The 18,957-nt window shown below is 56.4% G+C and carries 15 protein-coding genes and 1 riboswitch; of the genes, 9 read left to right on the plus strand and 6 right to left on the minus strand.

Going from position 1 to position 18,957, the window contains the following annotated elements; translation table 11 throughout:
- Positions 1–24: 24 nt before the first annotated feature.
- Positions 25–1,095: a DNA-binding transcriptional regulator CytR gene (cytR, locus tag DXX3274_RS01630; protein ID WP_039694876.1), complete on the minus strand. Its 1,071-nt coding sequence runs from the start codon at positions 1,093–1,095 to the stop codon at positions 25–27.
- Between the two features lie 435 nt (positions 1,096–1,530).
- The gene (gene priA, locus DXX3274_RS01635) at positions 1,531–3,729 is read right to left on the minus strand and encodes a primosomal protein N' (protein WP_042861799.1); all 2,199 of its coding nucleotides are present in this window, start codon (positions 3,727–3,729) and stop codon (positions 1,531–1,533) included.
- A 275-nt stretch (positions 3,730–4,004) separates the two neighbouring features.
- On the opposite strand from priA, the gene rpmE reads away from it, so the two are divergent.
- Positions 4,005–4,220: a 50S ribosomal protein L31 gene (gene rpmE / locus DXX3274_RS01640; RefSeq protein ID WP_013315900.1), complete on the plus strand. Its 216-nt coding sequence runs from the start codon at positions 4,005–4,007 to the stop codon at positions 4,218–4,220.
- 116 nt (positions 4,221–4,336) lie between these two features.
- On the opposite strand, the gene metJ is transcribed toward rpmE, so the two are convergent.
- Positions 4,337–4,654, minus strand: coding sequence for a met regulon transcriptional regulator MetJ (gene metJ, locus DXX3274_RS01645; protein WP_013315901.1), 318 nt, complete (start codon positions 4,652–4,654; stop codon positions 4,337–4,339).
- 188 nt (positions 4,655–4,842) lie between these two features.
- Here metJ and metB point away from each other — a divergent pair, with 188 nt between their 5' ends.
- The 3 genes from metB (at position 4,843) to metF (ending at position 9,677) form a co-directional block, all read left to right on the plus strand.
- Positions 4,843–6,003 carry a cystathionine gamma-synthase gene (gene metB, locus DXX3274_RS01650; RefSeq protein WP_042858227.1) on the plus strand — a complete coding sequence of 387 codons (1,161 nt, stop codon included), beginning with the start codon at positions 4,843–4,845 and terminating at the stop codon, positions 6,001–6,003.
- Between the two features lie 2 nt (positions 6,004–6,005).
- Positions 6,006–8,441: a bifunctional aspartate kinase/homoserine dehydrogenase II gene (locus tag DXX3274_RS01655; RefSeq protein WP_042858228.1), complete on the plus strand. Its 2,436-nt coding sequence runs from the start codon at positions 6,006–6,008 to the stop codon at positions 8,439–8,441.
- 339 nt (positions 8,442–8,780) lie between these two features.
- Complete coding sequence (gene metF, locus DXX3274_RS01660; RefSeq protein ID WP_042858229.1) at positions 8,781–9,677, plus strand: methylenetetrahydrofolate reductase; 897 nt, start codon at positions 8,781–8,783, stop codon at positions 9,675–9,677.
- Positions 9,678–9,851: 174 nt separating this feature from the next.
- Here the strand turns inward: metF and DXX3274_RS01665 are convergent, their stop codons facing one another.
- Complete coding sequence (locus DXX3274_RS01665) at positions 9,852–10,583, minus strand: glutathione peroxidase (protein WP_038664565.1); 732 nt, start codon at positions 10,581–10,583, stop codon at positions 9,852–9,854.
- A 162-nt stretch (positions 10,584–10,745) separates the two neighbouring features.
- Between DXX3274_RS01665 and oxyR the strand changes: the two genes are divergently transcribed.
- Positions 10,746–11,663: a DNA-binding transcriptional regulator OxyR gene (gene oxyR / locus DXX3274_RS01670; protein ID WP_033569035.1), complete on the plus strand. Its 918-nt coding sequence runs from the start codon at positions 10,746–10,748 to the stop codon at positions 11,661–11,663.
- 37 nt (positions 11,664–11,700) lie between these two features.
- Here the strand turns inward: oxyR and sthA are convergent, their stop codons facing one another.
- On the minus strand, positions 11,701–13,101 hold the full coding sequence (sthA, locus tag DXX3274_RS01675; protein ID WP_152495296.1) for a Si-specific NAD(P)(+) transhydrogenase: 1,401 nt from the start codon (positions 13,099–13,101) through the stop codon (positions 11,701–11,703).
- A 206-nt stretch (positions 13,102–13,307) separates the two neighbouring features.
- Between sthA and fabR the strand changes: the two genes are divergently transcribed.
- Together fabR and DXX3274_RS01685 are read left to right on the plus strand one after the other, a co-directional pair.
- Positions 13,308–13,946: an HTH-type transcriptional repressor FabR gene (fabR, locus tag DXX3274_RS01680; protein ID WP_042858231.1), complete on the plus strand. Its 639-nt coding sequence runs from the start codon at positions 13,308–13,310 to the stop codon at positions 13,944–13,946.
- 14 nt (positions 13,947–13,960) lie between these two features.
- On the plus strand, positions 13,961–14,332 hold the full coding sequence (locus DXX3274_RS01685; protein WP_042858232.1) for a YijD family membrane protein: 372 nt from the start codon (positions 13,961–13,963) through the stop codon (positions 14,330–14,332).
- Positions 14,333–14,344: 12 nt separating this feature from the next.
- Here DXX3274_RS01685 and trmA read toward each other — a convergent pair whose 3' ends face one another.
- Positions 14,345–15,448 carry a tRNA (uridine(54)-C5)-methyltransferase TrmA gene (trmA, locus tag DXX3274_RS01690; protein ID WP_042858234.1) on the minus strand — a complete coding sequence of 368 codons (1,104 nt, stop codon included), beginning with the start codon at positions 15,446–15,448 and terminating at the stop codon, positions 14,345–14,347.
- Between the two features lie 139 nt (positions 15,449–15,587).
- Positions 15,588–15,790, plus strand: a riboswitch (cobalamin riboswitch).
- 67 nt (positions 15,791–15,857) lie between these two features.
- Here trmA and btuB point away from each other — a divergent pair.
- Entirely contained in the window at positions 15,858–17,735 is a 1,878-nt protein-coding gene (gene btuB, locus DXX3274_RS01695; RefSeq protein WP_042861800.1) for a TonB-dependent vitamin B12 receptor BtuB, read from the plus strand.
- Positions 17,680–18,552, plus strand: a complete 873-nt coding sequence (gene murI, locus DXX3274_RS01700) for a glutamate racemase (protein ID WP_042858235.1) — start codon at positions 17,680–17,682, stop codon at positions 18,550–18,552. The genes btuB and murI overlap by 56 nt, the downstream gene beginning before the upstream one ends.
- Positions 18,553–18,957: the final 405 nt, after the last annotated feature.

Raw genomic sequence — 18,957 nt, forward strand, 5'->3', positions numbered from 1 at the left:
AACAGGTCGCCATGTTACTGAACCCTAAAATGTTTGACCAGCACCTGAATTCTTAAAGCCTGTAACACGCAGGGATGGCGCGGCGGTGCTGTCGCGAATAATCAGTTGGCTGGATATCAGCCGCGACCCCCGCTGGACCTTGTGTTGCTGCAATTGAGCCAGCAGCAATAGCATGGCTTCGCGACCGATATCGTAGCGCGGCTGGGAAACGGTGGTCAGCGCCGGAAAGCAGTGGCTGGCCTGCGCGATGTCATCAAACCCGACCAGCGACAGGTCACGCGGCACGTCCAGACCCATTTTGCGCGCCTGCGTCAACGCCCCCAGCGCCATGACGTCGCAATGGCAGAAAATCGCGGTGGGCGGCGTGGGATGCGACATCAACCGCACCAGGCCGCGGGAACCGGTGTCATAGCTGAAATCGCCGCGCACGATGTACTGGTTGTCGATCACCAGCCCGCAGCGGCGTAACGCCTGAATATAGCCCTGTAGCCGGTATTCGCTGATCGGAATCTGTTCCGGACCGGCGATACAGGCGATGCGCCGGTGCCCCAGTTGATTGAGATAACTGACGGCCTCGAACGCCGCGGTCAGGTTATCGATGTGTACGGTGGGCATATCCAGTTCAGGGGCGAACTCATTTGCCATCACCATCGGAGGCAGATGACGGCGTTCGTCCTTGCCGGCATCAAACGGCAACTGCGAGCCCAGCAGTAGAATGCCGTCGATCTGCCGGGTGGTGATCAGGTCCAGAAAGGTCTTTTCCGTTTTGCGCTGGTGGGCGCAATCGCCAATCAGCACCAGATAGCCGCGCTCCGCCGCCGTTTCCTCAATACCGCGCAGCATTTCGGTGAAAAAGGGATCGCAGATATCGGGGACGAGCGCCAGAATCGTTCTTGACTCATGCCGCTTCATATTACGGGCAAGATTTTGTGCAGAGTATCCCACCGCCAGCGCGGCCTGCTCCACCTTTTGGCGGGTGGTGGCCGACACCTTCTCAGGATTGGTCAGGGCGCGGGACACCGTCGCGGTGGACACGCCGGCCTGGTCGGCAACGTCTTTCATTGTTGCGGGCGGGATGAATTTTTTCTGCTCCAACGCATTTCCTCCTTGCGTCAGCGTTTACTGGCGCCGTAGTCAAGGGGCCGTTACCAAAGGCTGGCCACCGTTTTACAGGATGTCTGATTTTGCCATGCGCCGTCATGAAACGCGGCATGACCAGGCGGTGCTGTCGTGAAGTATCGTTCGGTTCAGGGTTTCCGACCGGACTTGCTCCGTGCGGGCGGGGACGGTATTGGGCTCCCTATGCACAGGTATAGCACTGGGTGGCGAGTTGTCACCCCGACGCCTGGCGTCTGGTGTTGTGCCAACCGCCTGATCAGCATACTGCTTCCGCCATCACTCTTAACAGATTGCATTCAATATTTATCGAATAATTTACGCTGGCGCAGCCTGAATTATCTGTTTCTCGGGGCTGTTCGCAAAAAATGCCGCTGCTGCTGGCATCAGATATTCTGGCGGCTCAGAATCGGCTCAATTGTCCGTCGGGTCGACATCCATCACCCATTTCACTTTGCGCGTCTGCGGCAGGGTATCGATCAACGACATGGAATTGCGGATCAGCCGTTGCAGCGTGGCGCGCGACGGGTGCTGCAGCAGCAATTGCCAGCGAAAGCGCCCGGCACGCTTGGGCTGCAGCGCCGGCACCGGTCCCATCAGCCACAGCGAGTCGTCGCGCAGCGGGCTGGCCTCCAGCAGATTGCGTAGCTGTTGCAGGAACAGGCTGGCCTGCTGATTGTCGTGGTCATCAGCCCGGAACAGCACATGGCTGGTAAACGGCGGCAGGAACACGCTCTGGCGTTCTTTCAGCGTCTGGCTGGCGAACGCGTCGTAGCCCTGATGCAGCAACGTCTGCAACAGCGGGTGTTCCGGGTGATGGGTTTGCAGCACCACTTCGCCCGCCTTGCCCGCGCGACCGGCACGGCCGGACACCTGGGTGTAGAGCTGGGCGAAACGTTCGGTGGCGCGGAAGTCGGCGGAAAACAGCGAGCTGTCGACATCCAGCAACGCCACGAGCGTGACGTCGGGAAAGTGGTGGCCCTTGGCGAGCATCTGGGTGCCGATCAGAATGCGGGCGCCGCCCTGGCGGACCTGCGCCAGTTGCTGCTCCAGCGCCCCTTTGCGGCTGGTGGTGTCGCGATCGATACGGGTGATCGGGGCCTCGGGGAACAGCGTCGGCAGCGCCTGTTCCAGCTGTTCGGTGCCCAGGCCGACCGGCACCAGATGGGTAGAGCCGCACTGCGGGCATTGCTGCGGTACCGGACGCTGGCTGTCGCAGTGGTGGCAACGCATCATCCGTTGATGCTGGTGCAGCGTGTAGTAACTGTCGCAGCGCTGGCATTCGGCGATCCAGCCGCATTCATGGCACAGCACCACCGGCGCGAAACCCCGGCGGTTGAGAAACAGGATGACCTGATTGTCCGCGGCCAGGTGATGACGGATACGGTTGATTAACGGCTGCGACAAACCGGTGGTCAGCGGCAGTCCTTTCAGGTCCAGCAAATGTTGCTGCGCCAGCCGGGCATTGCCGGCGCGTTTGCTAAGACGTAACTGGCGGTATTTGCCAATCTGCACGTTATAAAGCGTTTCCAGCGCCGGCGTGGCCGACCCCATGACGATGGGAATGTCTTCCTGCCGGGCGCGGAACACCGCCAGGTCGCGGGCGTGATAACGCCAGCCTTCCTGCTGCTTGTAGGAGCCGTCGTGTTCTTCGTCGATGACGATCAGCCCCAGCCGGGCAAACGGGGTAAACAGCGCGGAACGGGTGCCGATGACGATGGCGGCTTCGCCTTGTCTGGCGCGCAGCCATACCGACAGCCGCTCGCCGTCGTTCAGCCCCGAATGCAGCGCTTCCACCGGTGCGTTGAATCGATCGCGGAAGCGGGCGATGGTTTGCGGCGTCAGGCCGATTTCCGGCACCAGCACCAGCGCCTGTTTGCCTTGCGCCAGAATATTTTCCAGCACGCTGAGGTAGACCTCGGTTTTGCCGGAGCCGGTGATGCCCGCCAGCAGCCAGGCGGCAAAATGATCGTCTTCGCTGCGTATGGCGCCGACGGCGGTGGCCTGTTCGGTGTTAAGACGCAGGCGTTCGCCCGTCAGGCTGAAATCGTTGCGCCAGTCCTGCACCTGCTGCGGCAGCGCGCGCAGTTCGCTCAGCCCTTTTTCGCGCAGCGCCTGCAGCGCGGCTTCCGTCAGTTCGGTTTCCGCCACCTGATGGCGGTACAGCGGCCCTTGTAGCAGCGCCGCCAGCGCCTGCTGCTGCTTGGGCGCCCGTTTCAGCGCGTTCAGCGGCGTGGCGCGCCCCTGCTCGGTCGCGAACCATTGCCAGAGCGGCGCGCTATGGGCCGGTTTCCCCTGGCGGAGCAAAATCGGTAGGGCATGGAACAGCACCTCGCCTAGCGGATAGTGGTAATACTCCGCCGCCCACAGCAGGATGCGCCACAGGCTGTCCGGAAACAGCGGGGCGGCGTCGAGCACGCCGTGCAGCGGTTTAAGCTGTTCCAGCGGCAGTTCGCTGCCGGCGCTCAGGGCAGTGACGATACCGATCATCTTACGGTTGCCGAAGGGAACGCTGACGCGCACGCCCGGCACCGGCGGCGTCACGCCTTGCGGCAGCCGGTAATCAAACGTGCGCGTCAGCGGTACCGGCAAGGCAACCTGAACAACGGGCATGGTCTCTGCGTTCAAATGCGTCATGAAGGTCTTACGTCATGCATGAGGGTTTGTCTGCCGTCACGGTACTGTGCGCGGATGCGTTGTGCAATCTTGCGCGCCATCTTGTTTATCCGGGGCGACGAGTCCGCGCGGATCCAATTGCATCGGGTGGTTAATTTCTGTATGATCCGCCGCCTTTATACCTTGTGGTGTAAAGAACATTTCACTCAACTTCGTGTGGTGTCTGGCGGAACAGGGCTGGATAGCGACACGGCCTTAAACAGAGGTTTCCCATGAAAGAAGGTATTCACCCGAATTACGTTGAAATTACCGCTACTTGCTCTTGCGGTAACGTCATCAAAACCCGCTCCACCGCTGCTCATGACCTGAACCTGGACGTGTGCGGCGCTTGCCACCCGTTCTTCACCGGCAAACAGCGTGTCGTTGACACCGGTGGTCGTGTTGAGCGTTTCAACAAACGCTTCAGCGTCCCGGGCACCAAAAAATAATTGGTTTTTGCACCGGGGCGGAAAACCGGTTAACCGGTTTTCCAGCCAAAACAAAGGCACCTGCGGGTGCCTTTGTCGTTTCTGGTGTCTTTCCCCATCCGCTCCAAACGGGCGAGTCAGTATTCCCACGTATCCGGGTCAATCCCCATCTCACGCATAATCGCCTTGGCGGCATCGGGAATTTCGTCGCCGCGTTCTTTACGCAGGTCGTCATCATTCGGTAAGGGTTGGCCGGTAAAAGCGTGCAAAAACGCCTCACACAGTAACTCGCTATTGGTTGCGTGACGCAGGTTGTTGACCTGACGACGGGTACGCTCGTCTGTCAGTATCTTCAATACCTTCAAGGGGATAGATACGGTGATCTTCTTAACCTGCTCGCTCTTCTTGCCGTGTTCAGCGTATGGGCTTACGTATTCGCCATTCCACTCAGCCATGGGATACCTTAAATATTGATCGTGATAAAAACAGTCACTGGCACAAAACACCATAATTCTAACGATTATTATAGGGATGCTCAATCTATACGCAAAGAAGTTTAGAAGTCCAGATGTATTGACGTCTATATCGTCCGGGTTTACTCTTTAATCTCTTTACCTCAGTCCTCCAGTCAGGAAAAGCACCGATGACGCGTAAACAGGCTACTATCGCAGTCCGCAGTGGGTTAAACAATGACGAGCAGTTCGGTTGCGTTGTTCCCCCGATTCATCTCTCCAGCACCTACAATTTCACCGGCTTTAATGAACCCAGAGCGCATGACTATTCCCGGCGCGGCAACCCGACCCGTGATGTGGTTCAACGCGCGCTGGCGGAACTGGAGGGGGGCGCGGGCGCGGTCATGACCAGCAGCGGCATGTCGGCGATTCTGCTGGTCTGTACGGTGTTTTTGCGGCCTGGCGACCTGCTGGTGGCTCCGCACGATTGCTACGGCGGCAGCTACCGTTTGTTCGACAGCCTGAGCAAACGCGGCGCCTACCGGGTGAAATTCGTCGATCAGGGCAATGCGGCCGAGCTGCAGGCGGCGCTGGCGGAAAAACCGAAGCTGGTGCTGGTGGAAAGCCCCAGCAACCCGTTGCTGCGTGTGGTGGATATCGCGGCCATCTGTCAGGCGGCGCGCGAAGCGGGCGCGGTGAGCGTGGTGGATAACACCTTCCTGAGCCCGGCGTTGCAAAATCCGCTGAAATTGGGGGCGGATCTGGTGGTGCACTCTTGCACCAAATACCTCAATGGTCATTCGGACGTGGTAGCCGGCGCGGTTATCGCCCGCGATCCAGCGGTGGTGACGGAGCTGGCCTGGTGGGCCAATAACATCGGCGTGACCGGCGCAGCCTTTGACAGCTACCTGTTGCTGCGTGGTCTGCGTACGCTGTCGCCGCGTATGACGCTCGCGCAGAAGAATGCGCTGCAAATTGTGGAGTATTTGCGGCATCAGCCGCTGGTGAAAGCGTTGTATCATCCGTCTTTACCCGAGAATGCCGGTCATGAGATTGCCCGCCAGCAGCAGTCCGGTTTTGGCGCGATGCTGAGTTTTGAGCTGGACGGCGATGAAGGTACTCTGCGCCGCTTTCTGGCCGCACTGGAATTGTTCACGCTGGCGGAATCGCTGGGCGGCGTAGAGAGCCTGATTTCTCACGCGGCTACCATGACCCACGCCGGCATGGCGCCGGAAGCGCGCGCCGCCGCCGGTATCTCGGAGACGTTATTGCGTATTTCTGTCGGTATTGAAGACGGCGACGATCTGGTTGCCGATCTGGACAGAGCATTTCAGGCAGCAGCCAAGAGGTAACAATGAGTGCGTTAGGGATAGCAGCGGCCGTGAAGGGACGGCAACTGCACAAATTCGGCGGCAGCAGCCTGGCTGATGTGAAATGTTATCAGCGCGTCGCCGGCATCATGGCGGATTACAGCCAGGCGGGCGATTTGATGGTGGTATCGGCGGCGGGCAGCACCACTAACCAGTTGATCAGCTGGTTGAACCTCAGCCAGTCTGACCGGATTTCCGCCCATCAGGTACAACAGTCGCTGCGCCGTTATCAAAGCGAGCTGATTTCCGGTTTGCTGCCGGCCGAAACGGCGGCACCGCTTATCAATGAATTCATTCGCGATCTGGAACGTCTGGCCGCGTTGCTGGATGGCAAGCTCACCGACGCCGCCTACGCCGAGGTGGTCGGGCACGGCGAAATCTGGTCCGCCCGTCTGATGGCGGCGGTACTGAATCAGAAAAATCTGCCCGCCGCCTGGCTGGATGCGCGTACCTTCCTGTGCGCCGAGCGTGCGGCGCAGCCGCAGGTCGATGAAGGTCGTTCCTGGCCGCTGCTGCAACAACTGCTGACCCAGCATGCCGGGCAGCGTCTGGTGATTACCGGTTTTATCAGCAGTAACGACGCAGGCGAAACCGTCCTGCTAGGCCGTAACGGCAGCGACTATTCGGCCACGCAGATTGGCGCGCTGGCTGGCGTCGAGCGCGTCACCATCTGGAGCGACGTGGCCGGCGTCTACAGCGCTGACCCGCGTAAGGTGAAAGACGCCTGCCTGTTGCCGCTGCTGCGGCTGGATGAAGCCAGCGAGCTGGCCCGTCTGGCGGCGCCGGTATTGCATGCCCGCACCCTGCAGCCGGTTTCCGGCAGCGATATCGATCTGCAATTGCGCTGCAGCTACCAACCTGAACAAGGGTCGACCCGCATTGAGCGCGTGCTGGCCTCCGGCACAGGCGCCAAGATTGTCACCAGTCATGATGATGTTTGTCTGATTGAGATTGGCGTACCGGCGGAGCACGATTTTGCCCGCACCCATAAAGACGTCGAACAGTTGTTGCAAAAATCCCAGATCCGGCCGCTGGCGCTGGGCGTGCATCAGGATCGCAACCTGCTGCAGCTGTGCTACACCTCGGAAGTGGTGCATAGCGCCTGGCAGGTGCTGGAGCAGGCGGCGTTGCCGGTATCGCTTCATCTGCGCGAAGGGCTGGCGCTGGTGGCGCTGGTGGGGGCGGGCGTTTGCCGCAACCCGCTGCACAGCCACCGTTTCTACCAACAACTGCGCGACCAGCCGATCGAGTTCGTCTGGCAGGCGGAAGACGACATCAGTCTGGTGGCGGTGCTGCGTGTAGGGCCGACCGAGCATCTGGTGCGCGGTCTGCATCATTCGCTGTTCCGGGCGGAAAAACGCATCGGGCTGGTGTTGTTCGGCAAAGGTAACATCGGTTCGCGTTGGCTGGAGCTGTTCGCTCGTGAGCAGAGCCTGATTTCGGCGCGCACCGGTTTTGAGTTCACGCTGGCGGGCGTGGTGGACAGTTCCCGCAGCCTGCTGAATTACGACGGGCTGGACGCCAGCCGTGTGCTGGCTTTCTTCGGCGATGAAGCGCAGGAGCGTGACGATGATGAACTGTTCCTGTGGATGCGCGCCCATCCGTATGATGACTTGGTGGTGTTGGATGTGACCGCCAGCCAGTCGGTTGCCGATCTCTATCTGGATTTCGCCAGCTATGGCTTCCATGTGATCAGCGCCAACAAACTGGCGGGCGCGTCCGGCGGCGACAACTATCGGCAGATCCGCGACGCGTTCGCTAAAACCGGGCGTCACTGGCTGTACAACGCCACCGTTGGCGCCGGGCTGCCGGTGAACTATGCGGTACGGGACCTGCGTGAAAGCGGCGATAGCATTCTGGCTATCAGCGGCATTTTTTCCGGTACGCTGTCATGGTTGTTCCTGCAGTTTGACGGAACGGTGCCTTTTACCGAACTGGTGGATCAAGCCTGGCAGCAGGGATTGACCGAGCCGGATCCGCGTGTCGATCTTTCCGGTCAGGATGTGATGCGCAAGCTGGTTATTCTGGCGCGCGAAGCGGGTTATGAGATCGAACCCAATCAGGTGCGGGTGGAGTCGCTGGTGCCGGCCGGATGCGAAAACGGTTCGGTGGATCAGTTCTTTGAAGACGGCGAGCCGCTGAATCAGCAAATGTTGCAGCGACTGGAAGCCGCCAACGAAATGGGACTGGTGCTGCGTTATGTCGCCCGCTTTGACGTCAACGGCAAGGCGCGCGTAGGGGTGGAAGCCGTACGGGCGGATCATCCGCTGGCGGCGTTGTTGCCGTGTGATAACGTGTTCGCTATCGAAAGCCGCTGGTATCGTGATAACCCGCTGGTGATTCGCGGTCCGGGAGCCGGCCGCGACGTGACAGCCGGGGCGATTCAGTCGGATCTCAATCGGTTGGCGCAACTGTTGTAATCGCGTCAGTTGAAATCAGACAGCGTTAGCCATCATGTCCTAAAGCCCGCAGCCGCGGGCTTTGTTATGCCTGCGATTCATCCAGTGGCGAGGGCCGCGTTTTTTGCCAATACTGAGGGTGCGTCCCTTACATTTCATGTGTGTTTTTTCTGTGATGGGGCATGACGGCTTGCCGTCCGCTGCCATGAATTTTCTTCATCTTGCATGAACAAACATCAGCATTTATCACGCTGAAAAGCGTTGACTCTTTAGGCGGATTCGGTCATTTTCTATATAGACGTCTAAACGTATAGACGTTTGTAGAAAATAACGATGATAATGGCGAATCGAGGTAAGGATATGAGTTTTTTCCACGCGAACCATCAGGAAGCGCTGAACCAGAACCTGGCGGAATTACAGGGGCGGATTAACGTTTCCTTTGAGTTTTTCCCACCGCGCACCAGCGAGATGGAAGAAACGCTGTGGAACTCCATTGACCGCCTCAGTAGCCTGAAACCCAAATTCGTGTCGGTGACCTACGGCGCCAATTCCGGCGAGCGTGACCGCACTCACAGCATCATCAAAGGCATCAAGGAACGTACCGGCCTGGAAGCCGCGCCGCACCTGACCTGCATCGATGCTTCCCGCGACGAACTGAAAGCCATTGCTCAGGACTACTGGCAGAGCGGCATCCGTCACATCGTCGCCCTGCGCGGCGACTTGCCGCCGGACGGCGGCAAACCGGAGATGTACGCCTCTGATCTGGTCGCCTTGCTCAAGGAAGTGGGGGATTTTGATATTTCGGTCGCGGCCTATCCTGAAGTGCATCCGGAAGCGAAAAGCGCGCAGGCGGACCTGATCAATCTCAAACGCAAGATTGACGCCGGCGCCAGCCGCGCCATCACACAGTTCTTTTTTGACGTGGAAAGCTATCTGCGCTTTCGCGACCGCTGCGTCACGACCGGTATCGATGTGGAAATCGTACCCGGTATTCTGCCGGTGTCGAACTTTAAGCAGTTGCAGCGTTTTGCCACCATGACCAATGTGCGTGTGCCGAACTGGATGACCGCCATGTTCGAAGGGCTGGATAACGACCCGGAAACCCGCAAGATGGTCGGCGCGTCGATCGCCATGGATATGGTGAAGATCCTCAGCCGTGAAGGCGTGAAGGATTTCCATTTCTATACCCTGAACCGTTCGGAACTGAGCTACGCCATTTGCCATACGCTGGGCGTGCGCCCGGTGACGGCCGCCTGATTTTCTCGCCGACTATTATGCCGAATGCCCGCCCGGAGATATCCGGGCGGGCATTCGTGCTTAAGGCATGGGGTATTTGGCGTGAATAACGATATTCGAAGATAAAAAGCGCTATTTGGAGATAAAAAAAGGGCGGGCCGAAGCCCGCCAAAGTTTCGTTGGCTTTATAAAAATTTATGTGGTCAGGAATGTTTCGAGTTCTTCGCTGCCGCCGATATGACGGCCGCCCATGAATACCTGGGGAACGGTGCTACGTCCGGTTACCGCCCGCAGGCTCACCGTGGTGGCATCCTTACCCAGCATGATTTCTTCGTATTGAATACCGCGATCCTGCAGCAACTGTTTGGCTTTGGCGCAAAACGGGCAGCCGGGTTTGGTAAACAGTGAAACAGATTCCTGAACCTTATAGTGAGGAGCAAGGTACTTCAGCATGGTGTCGGCGTCGGAAACTTCAAACGGGTCGCCCGGCTTGTTGGGTTCAACAAACATTTTCTCCACCACGCCGTGACGAACCAGCATGGAGTAGCGCCAGGAGCGGGGGCCGAAGCCCAGTTCCGCTTTTTCGACCAGCATGTTCATGGCGCGGGTGAACTCACCGTTGCCATCGGGAATAAACGTAATGTTTTCTGCGTCTTGGTCGGCTTTCCAGGCATTCATCACAAAAGTATCGTTCACGGATACGCATAAAACCGCATCCACGCCAAATTGCTTGAATACCGCAGCCAACTCGTTATAGCGTGGCAAATGACTGGAAGAGCAGGTTGGTGTAAAGGCCCCTGGCAAGGAAAAGACGACCACGGTCTTGTTGTTGAAGAGTTCCCCGGTCGTCACGTCAACCCATTGATCCCCCTGACGGGTATGGAAAGTTACTGACGGAATTTTTTTGCCTTCTTGGCTTACAAACATTTTTCAGTCCCTGCTAGTCGAAACGTTCTGTTTGGCTGAATCCGTCAGTGATCAGGACTCGATTCGTTAGGGACATTATTCATTATCAAATGTTGATAGGACTAATCGTTCGTTGCTATCCTATCTATCGCTAGGGACTATCATGTTTAGGGGAATCAGGGCATGAATATTCGGGATTTAGAGTATCTGGTGGCATTGGCGGAGCATCGCCATTTCCGACGCGCAGCGGACTCCTGCCACGTCAGCCAGCCCACATTGAGCGGCCAGATCCGCAAACTGGAAGACGAACTGGGGGTGATGCTGCTGGAGAGAACCAGCCGCAAAGTCCTGTTCACTCAGGCGGGGTTGCTGCTGGTCGAGCAGGCCAGAACCGTATTGCGTGAAGTGAAGGTGCTGAAGGAGATGGCCAGTCAGCAGGGCGAAACCATGTCCGGTCCGCTGCATATCGGCCTGATCCCGACGGTCGGCCCTTATCTGTTGCCCCAGATTATCCCGATGTTGCACCGCACTTTCCCGAAGCTGGAAATGTACCTGCATGAAGCCCAGACTCACCAACTGCTGGCCCAGCTCGACAGCGGCAAGTTGGATTGCGCCATTCTGGCGATGGTGAAAGAGTCGGAAGCGTTTATCGAAGTGCCGCTGTTTGACGAGCCGATGAAGCTGGCGATTTATCAGGATCACCCCTGGGCGAACCGCGAGCGGGTGGCGATGTCCGATTTGTCGGGCGAAAAACTGCTGATGCTGGAAGACGGGCACTGCCTGCGCGATCAGGCGATGGGATTTTGTTTCCAGGCAGGCGCGGACGAGGATACCCATTTCCGTGCCACCAGTCTGGAAACTCTGCGCAACATGGTAGCGGCGGGCAGCGGTATTACCCTGCTGCCGTCGCTGGCGGTGCCGCGGGAACGAGTGCGTGACGGCGTGTGCTATTTGCCTTGTTACAAACCGGAGCCCAAACGCACCATCGCACTGGTGTATCGTCCGGGCTCGCCGTTGCGCGGCCGTTATGAACAACTGGCCGATTCGGTGCGCGAGCACATGCAGCTCCACATGGAACAGCTGTCAAAACAGTCTGATTAATCAAAGCCAAAACGATTCGTTATCAAAAAACCGGTTGTTAAAACAACCGGTTTAAACCGTTCAGCGCCGCTACCCGATAGGCTTCGGCCATAGTCGGGTAGTTGAATGTGGTGTTCACAAAATACTCGATGGTATTGCCTTCGCCTTTCTGTTCCATGATGGCCTGACCGATGTGAATGATTTCGGCCGCGCGTTCGCCAAAGCAGTGAATGCCCAGAATCTGCTTGGTCTCGCGGTGGAACAGAATTTTCAGGCTACCGACGTTCATCCCGACAATTTGCGCTCGCGCCAGGTGCTTGAACTGGGCGCGGCCGACTTCATACGGCACTTTCATGGCGGTGAGTTCCTGCTCGGTTTTGCCGACGGAACTGATCTCCGGGATCGTGTAAATACCGGTGGGAATATCCTCGATCAGATGCGCGGTGGCGTCGCCTTTGGTGATGGCCTGCGCCGCGATGCGGCCCTGATCATAGGCGGCTGACGCCAGACTGGGATAACCGATCACATCGCCCACGGCGTAGATGTGCGCCTGAGCGGTCTGGTACATGCTGTTAACCTTCAACTGGCCGCGGCTATCCGTTTCCAGCCCGATATTCTCCAGCCCCAGCGTTTCGGTGTTGCCGGTGCGTCCGTTGGCGTAGAACAGGCAATCCGCCTTCATCTTTTTGCCTGATTTCAGATGGATGATGACGCCGTCATCCAGGCCTTCGATGCGTTCGAATTCCTCGTTGTGACGAATTACCACGCCGCTGTTCCAGAAGTGATAGGACAACGCGTCGGACATCTCCTGATCGAGAAACGCCAGCAGCCGATCGCGGGTATTGATCAGATCGACCTTCACGTTCAACCCCCGGAAGATCGACGCATATTCGCAGCCGATTACCCCAGCACCGTAGATGATCACGTGTTTGGGTTCATAATCCAGATCGAGAATGGAGTCGCTGTCGTAGATACGGGGATGATGAAAATCCACCCCGGCCGGATGATAAGGCCGTGAACCGGTGGCGATAATGATATTGGCGGCGGTCAACGTATCGTGGGTGTCGTCCGGGTAGTAGACCGCGACGGTATGCGCATCAATAAAGCGCGCCTCGCCGGAAAACAGTTCGCAGTGATTACGTTCGTAGAAACCCTGACGCATGCGGGTTTGCTGGCCGATCACGCTGTCGGCGTGACGCAGGATATCGGAAAATGAGGAACTGATGACGCGGGCGTTGTCGCTGTAGAGTGGGTTTTGATTGAATTCGATGATACGGCTGACGGCGTGTCGGAGGGCTTTGGATGGGATGGTTCCCCAGTGGGTACAGCCACCGCCAACATTATAATGCCGTTCTATCACGGCAATTTTCGCCCCTTGTTTGGCGAGCCCCATAGCCGCCCCTTCACCGCCCGGACCCGAACCAATCACGATGGCATCGTAATCGTATTGCTGTTGTATGGACATGGTAGGAACCACCTGTTTTTATACAAATTACTAACGCGATTGTAACATCGTCCTGCTGATAACCCAATCATCCCTGACATCCGTATGGGAACCGATGATCACATTTTTACTATGGCAAACTTTGGCGCAGTATGTAGAGAGTAAAGTTTGTTATAGTGCTCCCCTTGACTTAAGGAGAGCCGATGACTGCGGGCAGGATAATGGGTGTCAGAGCACAACAAAAAGAACGAACTCGTCGTTCCCTGATTGAGGCCGCTTTCAGCCAGTTAAGCGCTGAACGCAGTTTTGCCAGCCTGAGTTTGCGTGAGGTGGCTCGTGAAGCCGGCATTGCCCCTACCTCGTTTTATCGCCATTTCCGCGATGTGGACGAACTGGGGTTGACGATGGTGGATGAAAGCGGGTTGATGCTGCGCCAGCTGATGCGGCAGGCGCGCCAGCGTATCGTCAAAAGCGGCGGTAGCGTGATCAGAACATCGGTATCGACGTTCATGGAGTTCATCGGCAATAACCCCAACGCCTTTCGGCTACTGTTGCGCGAACGTTCCGGCACTTCAGCGGCATTCCGTGCTGCCGTGGCGCGTGAGATTCAGCATTTTATCGCTGAACTGGCGGACTATCTTGAAGTCGAAAATCATATCCCGCGCAGCTTCGCGGAGGCGCAGGCGGAAGCGATGGTGATCATCGTATTTAGCGCCGGCGCTGAAGCGCTGGATGTGGATATAGAACAGCGACGCCAGTTGGAAGAGCGGCTGGTGTTGCAGTTGCGCATGATTGCCAAAGGCGCCTATTACTGGTATCGCAGAGAGCAGGGCAAGGGGTTTGCCTACCCTGAGGGATAATCAGAGGAAAAGTCATGACAGAGCAGATAAGTTCAGAGAAAAGTACGCTGGTGCTGGCGCTGGTGGCCGGTTTGTCCGCGAATGGTTCCTTTGTCGCCGTGTTCAGTTCTATCGTGCCGTTTTCCATCTTTCCGCTGATTGCGTTGGTGCTGTCGGTTTACTGCCTGCATCAGCGTTATATGCATCATGCCATGCCAAAAGGCACGCCGCTGCTGGCGGCGGGCTGTTTCCTGTTCGGTTTGCTGCTTTACAGCGCTATTGTGCGCGCCGAGTACCCGCAAATCGGCTCCAATTTCGTGCCGTCAATCCTGTGCGTGGTGCTGGCGCTGTGGCTGGTGGTGAAGCTGCGGGCCCGCAAGCCCGACAGTAAAACCAACACGCCTTAATCCGTGGTGAGGTTACTGGCGCTTTTCCAGTAACACGCCGCATTCCATGTGGTGGGTATAAGGGAACTGGTCAAACAGCGCCAACTGGCTGATGCGGTGCGTCTGACTCAGGATTTCCAGGTTGGCGCACAGTGTTTCCGGGTTGCAGGAGATATACAGAATGCGCGGATACGCCTGCACCAGTTTTACGGTGCCGTCGTCCAGGCCGCTGCGAGGCGGATCGACAAAAATGGTTTCACAGCGATAGCCGCTCAGATCGATGCCTTGCAGGCGGTTGAACTGACGCACGCCGTTCATGGCCTGGGTGAATTCCTCCGCCGCCATGCGAATAATCTGTACGTTATCAATCTGATTGGCGGCAATATTGTACTGCGCCGCCGCGACCGATGGCTTGGCGATTTCGGTTGCCAGCACCCGCTCGAAATTGCGCGCCAGCGCCAGCGAAAAGTTACCGTTGCCGCAGTACAGTTCCAGCAAATCGCCTTTCGACCCCTGCGTCACCGATAGCGCCCACTCTAGCATCTGGATATTCATCATCGCATTGGGCTGGGTGAAGCTGTTTTCCACCTGACGATAAATCATCTGACGGCCAGCGACCGGCAGGCACTCGTCCACGTAATCCCGATCCAGACAGATTTTGGTTTTGGTGGCGCGGCCAATCAACTGCAGGGCAAAACCCTGACTGCGCAGTTGATCACGCAGGAGGCGAGCGCGCTGCTGCCATTCGTCATCCAGCGCTTTGTGGTAGAGCAACGAGACCGCAATCTCACCGCTAAGCGTGGAGAGATAATCAATCTGAAACAGCTTGCGCCGTAGCACCGGCTCGGCCCGCAGGGTACTGAGCAGCGCCGGCATCAGGCGGTTGATCAACTCGCTGGCGGCCGGGAACTGATCGACCCGGATCCGCTGTTTAGTCTGCTGATCAAACATAATGTGGTACAAGTCATCGCCATCATGCCAGATCCGAAATTCCGCCCGCATCCGGTAGTGACTGACCGGCGATCGAAACACGGCCGGCGCCGGCGCATCGAATGGCGCCATCATGGCTCCGAGGCGCCCGGTTTTTTCTTCAAGCTGGGCGTCATACTGATCGATGGGCAGAATCTCTGGCGTCATGATGGTCTCATCTGAAAAACGGCTGGGATAAGGTGGCGATGTTGTCAGGGCGCGATTGTAGGGCATCCAGAAGGGATGTCCAGCCTTGTTGCACGGATTCTCTTATCCAAAATGGAAGTCTAGACATCCACCTGCCTCGATCGTAGCATGGGCGTCCGGTCTTGCCTCGCAAGTGAAAAGGGAATCCAGTGCGAATCTGGAACTGACGCGCAGCGGTAAGGGGAATGGGCGACGATAGCGTGATGCGGACACTGTCCTGACGGATGGGAAGTCATCGCCGCCGAGCCTGCCATCATGGCAGACCCCCGAGTCCGAAGACCTGCCGGAATACGTCGCAATGTTTCATGGTCATCGCGTGCTATCGATCATGAGGGTGCGGCATCCTGCCAATTCAGTTTGGATGCTTATAATGTTTACTAAAAAAACCACAATGCTGGCGGCGATGGTAGCCACCGCTTTTTCAGGATGGGCGCAGGGTAGCGACAACACACAGCAAAACAGCAATGACGCAATGGTGGTGACCGCCAACCGTTTCCCCCAGCCGATTTCTTCCGTACTGGCACCCACTACCGTGGTGACGCGTGATGATATTGATCGCTGGCAGTCGAAGAGTCTGTCGGATGTGATGCGCCGACTTCCGGGTGTCGATTTCTACCAGAGCGGCGGGCTGGGGCAATTGAACTCTCTGTTTATTCGCGGTTCTTCTTCAAGCCATGTACTGGTGTTGATTGACGGTGTTCGGCTTAATCAGGCCGGCGTCAGCGGTTCTTCCGATATCAGCCAAATCCCGATCTCGTTGGTTCAGAAAGTAGAATATATCCGCGGACCGCGTTCTGCCGTTTATGGCTCGGATGCGATTGGCGGTGTGGTTAACATCATTACGACACGCGAGAAGAAAGGTACCACGCTTTCCGCAGGTATCGGCTCCAATGGTTATCAATCCTATGACGCTGCGACCCAGCAGCAACTGGGTGCCAATACGCTGGCAACCTTTGCAGGTAATTACACCTATACCAAAGGGTTTAATGTGGTTGCCAACTTGCCTGATCCTTTTGGTGATCCTGCTCAACCTGACCGTGACGGCTTTATGAGCAAAACGTTATACGGCAATGTCGAGCATCAGTTCAGCGATAACATAAGTGGATTCCTACGGGGATACGGTTTTGACAATCGGACCGGGTATGATGGTACCGCCAGTTTTAATCGTGTGGGGGCATTTCCCGATACAAGGCAGCTCTATAGCCAATCTTGGGATGGCGGATTACGTTACCACCAAGATATTTGGTCATCTCAGCTGATTACCAGTTACAGCCACAGCAAAGACTATAATTACGATCCGCGTTTTGGCCGCTCTGATATTTCCGCAACGTTGGATGATATCCAACAATACAACGTCCAGTGGAGCAACAGTGTTCAGGTTGGTAAAGGGAATATCGGCGTTGGGGTTGACTGGCAGAGACAGACCACCGAGCCTGGAACCAATTTTGTCACCAATGGGTATGAGTTGCACAATACTGGCGTTTATACCACGGCGTTGCAGTCATTCGGGCCAGTAACACTTGAAGGTGCGTTGCGTAGTGATGATAGCTCCCAGTTTGGTCAGCATACTACCTGGCAGAGCAGTGCCGCGTGGGAGTTTGTTGAAGGGTATCGTCTGCTGGCTTCTTATGGGACGGGTTATAAAGCACCTACGGTTGGTCAATTGTATGGGTCATTTGCTGGAAACTCCAACCTGAAACCTGAGGAAAGCAAGCAATGGGAAAGCGGTATTGAAGGCCTTACTGGTCCGGTGAACTGGCATGTTTCGGCATATCGCAATGATGTGGATAACCTGATCCAGAGCGGTAGCGCGCCGACCTTTGCAAATATGAACGTGGGACGCGCCCGTTTACAAGGTGTAGAAGCAACTGCATCGTTTGACACAGGGTTCGTATCACACAAACTGTCATACGATTATCTGGATCCACGCAATGTCGATACAAATGAAGTCCTGACCAGACGTGCCCGTCAACAATTCAAATATGATCTGGACTGGCAGTTCAAAGACCTAGACTGGACGGTGACTTATCATTATTTAGGTGAACGTTATGACCAGAACTTTAATACGTCAGAGAGGGTGAAGTTAGCTGGGGTTAGTCTGTGGGACGTTGCTGCGTCATATCCCGTCACCTCTCATCTGACAGTTCGTGGTAGAATCGCCAACCTGTTCGATAAGAATTACGAGACGGTATATGGCTACCGAACTGCAGGGCGAGAATACTATCTCACCGGAAGCTATAGTTTCTGATTTACCCGCCCGCCCCACGGTCCTTGTATTTGATTCCGGGGTGGGCGGTTTGTCCGTTTATGATGAAGTTCGCAAACTGCTGCCGGACTTACATTATATCTACACCTTTGATAACGAGGCTTTTCCCTATGGAGAAAAGCCTGAGCAATTCATCATTGAACGCGTGGTGTCTATCGTTGACGCGGTGGAAAAACAACATCCGCTGTCATTGGTAATCATTGCCTGTAATACGGCCAGTACGATTTCACTCCCGGCACTGCGTGCGCGCTTTAATTTCCCCGTCGTTGGTGTGGTGCCCGCGGTAAAACCGGCTGCCAAATTGACCCGGAATGGCGTCGTTGGGTTGTTGGCGACGCGTGCTACGGTCCAGCGTCCTTATACGCATGAACTGATTTCCCGCTTTGCCAATGACTGTCAGATTCTGCTGCTGGGGTCTGCAGAATTGGTGGAATGGGGAGAAGCCAAACTTCAGGGGGAAGCGGTACCTGAGGACGCGCTGCGGAAAATCCTCAAGCCCTGGCTGAAATTGCCGGAGCCCCCGGATACGGTCGTTCTGGGATGTACTCATTTCCCTCTGTTGTCGGAAGAGTTGCAACAGGTATTGCCTGACGGCACACGGCTTGTTGATTCGGGCACCGCTATTGCGCGCAGAACAGCATGGCTGATTGAGCATCTGGAGAATCCGAAATTGTCGACAGAGCCTAATCTGGCTTACTGTTTATCGATTACACCTAAGGTCGCGACACTGTTGCCTGTTCTGCGCCGTTATGGTTTCAGCTCGCTTGAACGATTAACGCTTTTGCCTGCTGGCGAGTAAATATTGAGCGGTCAAAATTATTTTTGAAATTAGTGCTTGTCAGCGCCTGAGAAGTCCCTATAATGCGCCTCCACTGACACGGCAACGGCAACAAACCGAAGCGGTTTCAGTAAGAAATCAGGCGCATATCGCTTGACTTCTTTTCGGGAAAGCATAATATATGCGACCCGCGACCACAGTAAGTGGTCCTGCTCTTTAACAATCAATCAGACAATCTGTGTGGGCACTCGCAGGACGCTTCACTAAAATATTTGTGAAAAGTCTTGAAGAGTGACAACAGTTAATTCATACGAACTAACAGTAAATTCTTTGAGCACCGTTTTCTTCGGAAAACACATCAAACTTTAAATTGAAGAGTTTGATCATGGCTCAGATTGAACGCTGGCGGCAGGCCTAACACATGCA

The organism is Dickeya sp. NCPPB 3274, assembly GCF_000406205.1.
Taxonomy (GTDB): Bacteria; Pseudomonadota; Gammaproteobacteria; order Enterobacterales; family Enterobacteriaceae; genus Dickeya; species Dickeya fangzhongdai.

Coding starts and splice junctions, on each gene's coding strand:
- priA (WP_042861799.1), bottom strand. CDS start 3,729: ATGCCCGTTGTTCAGGTTGCCTTGCCGGTACCGCTGACGCGCACGTTT.
- rpmE (WP_013315900.1), top strand. CDS start 4,005: ATGAAAGAAGGTATTCACCCGAATTACGTTGAAATTACCGCTACTTGC.
- metJ (WP_013315901.1), bottom strand. CDS start 4,654: ATGGCTGAGTGGAATGGCGAATACGTAAGCCCATACGCTGAACACGGC.
- metB (WP_042858227.1), top strand. CDS start 4,843: ATGACGCGTAAACAGGCTACTATCGCAGTCCGCAGTGGGTTAAACAAT.
- DXX3274_RS01655 (WP_042858228.1), top strand. CDS start 6,006: ATGAGTGCGTTAGGGATAGCAGCGGCCGTGAAGGGACGGCAACTGCAC.
- metF (WP_042858229.1), top strand. CDS start 8,781: ATGAGTTTTTTCCACGCGAACCATCAGGAAGCGCTGAACCAGAACCTG.
- DXX3274_RS01665 (WP_038664565.1), bottom strand. CDS start 10,583: ATGTTTGTAAGCCAAGAAGGCAAAAAAATTCCGTCAGTAACTTTCCAT.
- oxyR (WP_033569035.1), top strand. CDS start 10,746: ATGAATATTCGGGATTTAGAGTATCTGGTGGCATTGGCGGAGCATCGC.
- fabR (WP_042858231.1), top strand. CDS start 13,308: ATGGGTGTCAGAGCACAACAAAAAGAACGAACTCGTCGTTCCCTGATT.
- DXX3274_RS01685 (WP_042858232.1), top strand. CDS start 13,961: ATGACAGAGCAGATAAGTTCAGAGAAAAGTACGCTGGTGCTGGCGCTG.
- trmA (WP_042858234.1), bottom strand. CDS start 15,448: ATGACGCCAGAGATTCTGCCCATCGATCAGTATGACGCCCAGCTTGAA.
- btuB (WP_042861800.1), top strand. CDS start 15,858: ATGTTTACTAAAAAAACCACAATGCTGGCGGCGATGGTAGCCACCGCT.
- murI (WP_042858235.1), top strand. CDS start 17,680: ATGGCTACCGAACTGCAGGGCGAGAATACTATCTCACCGGAAGCTATA.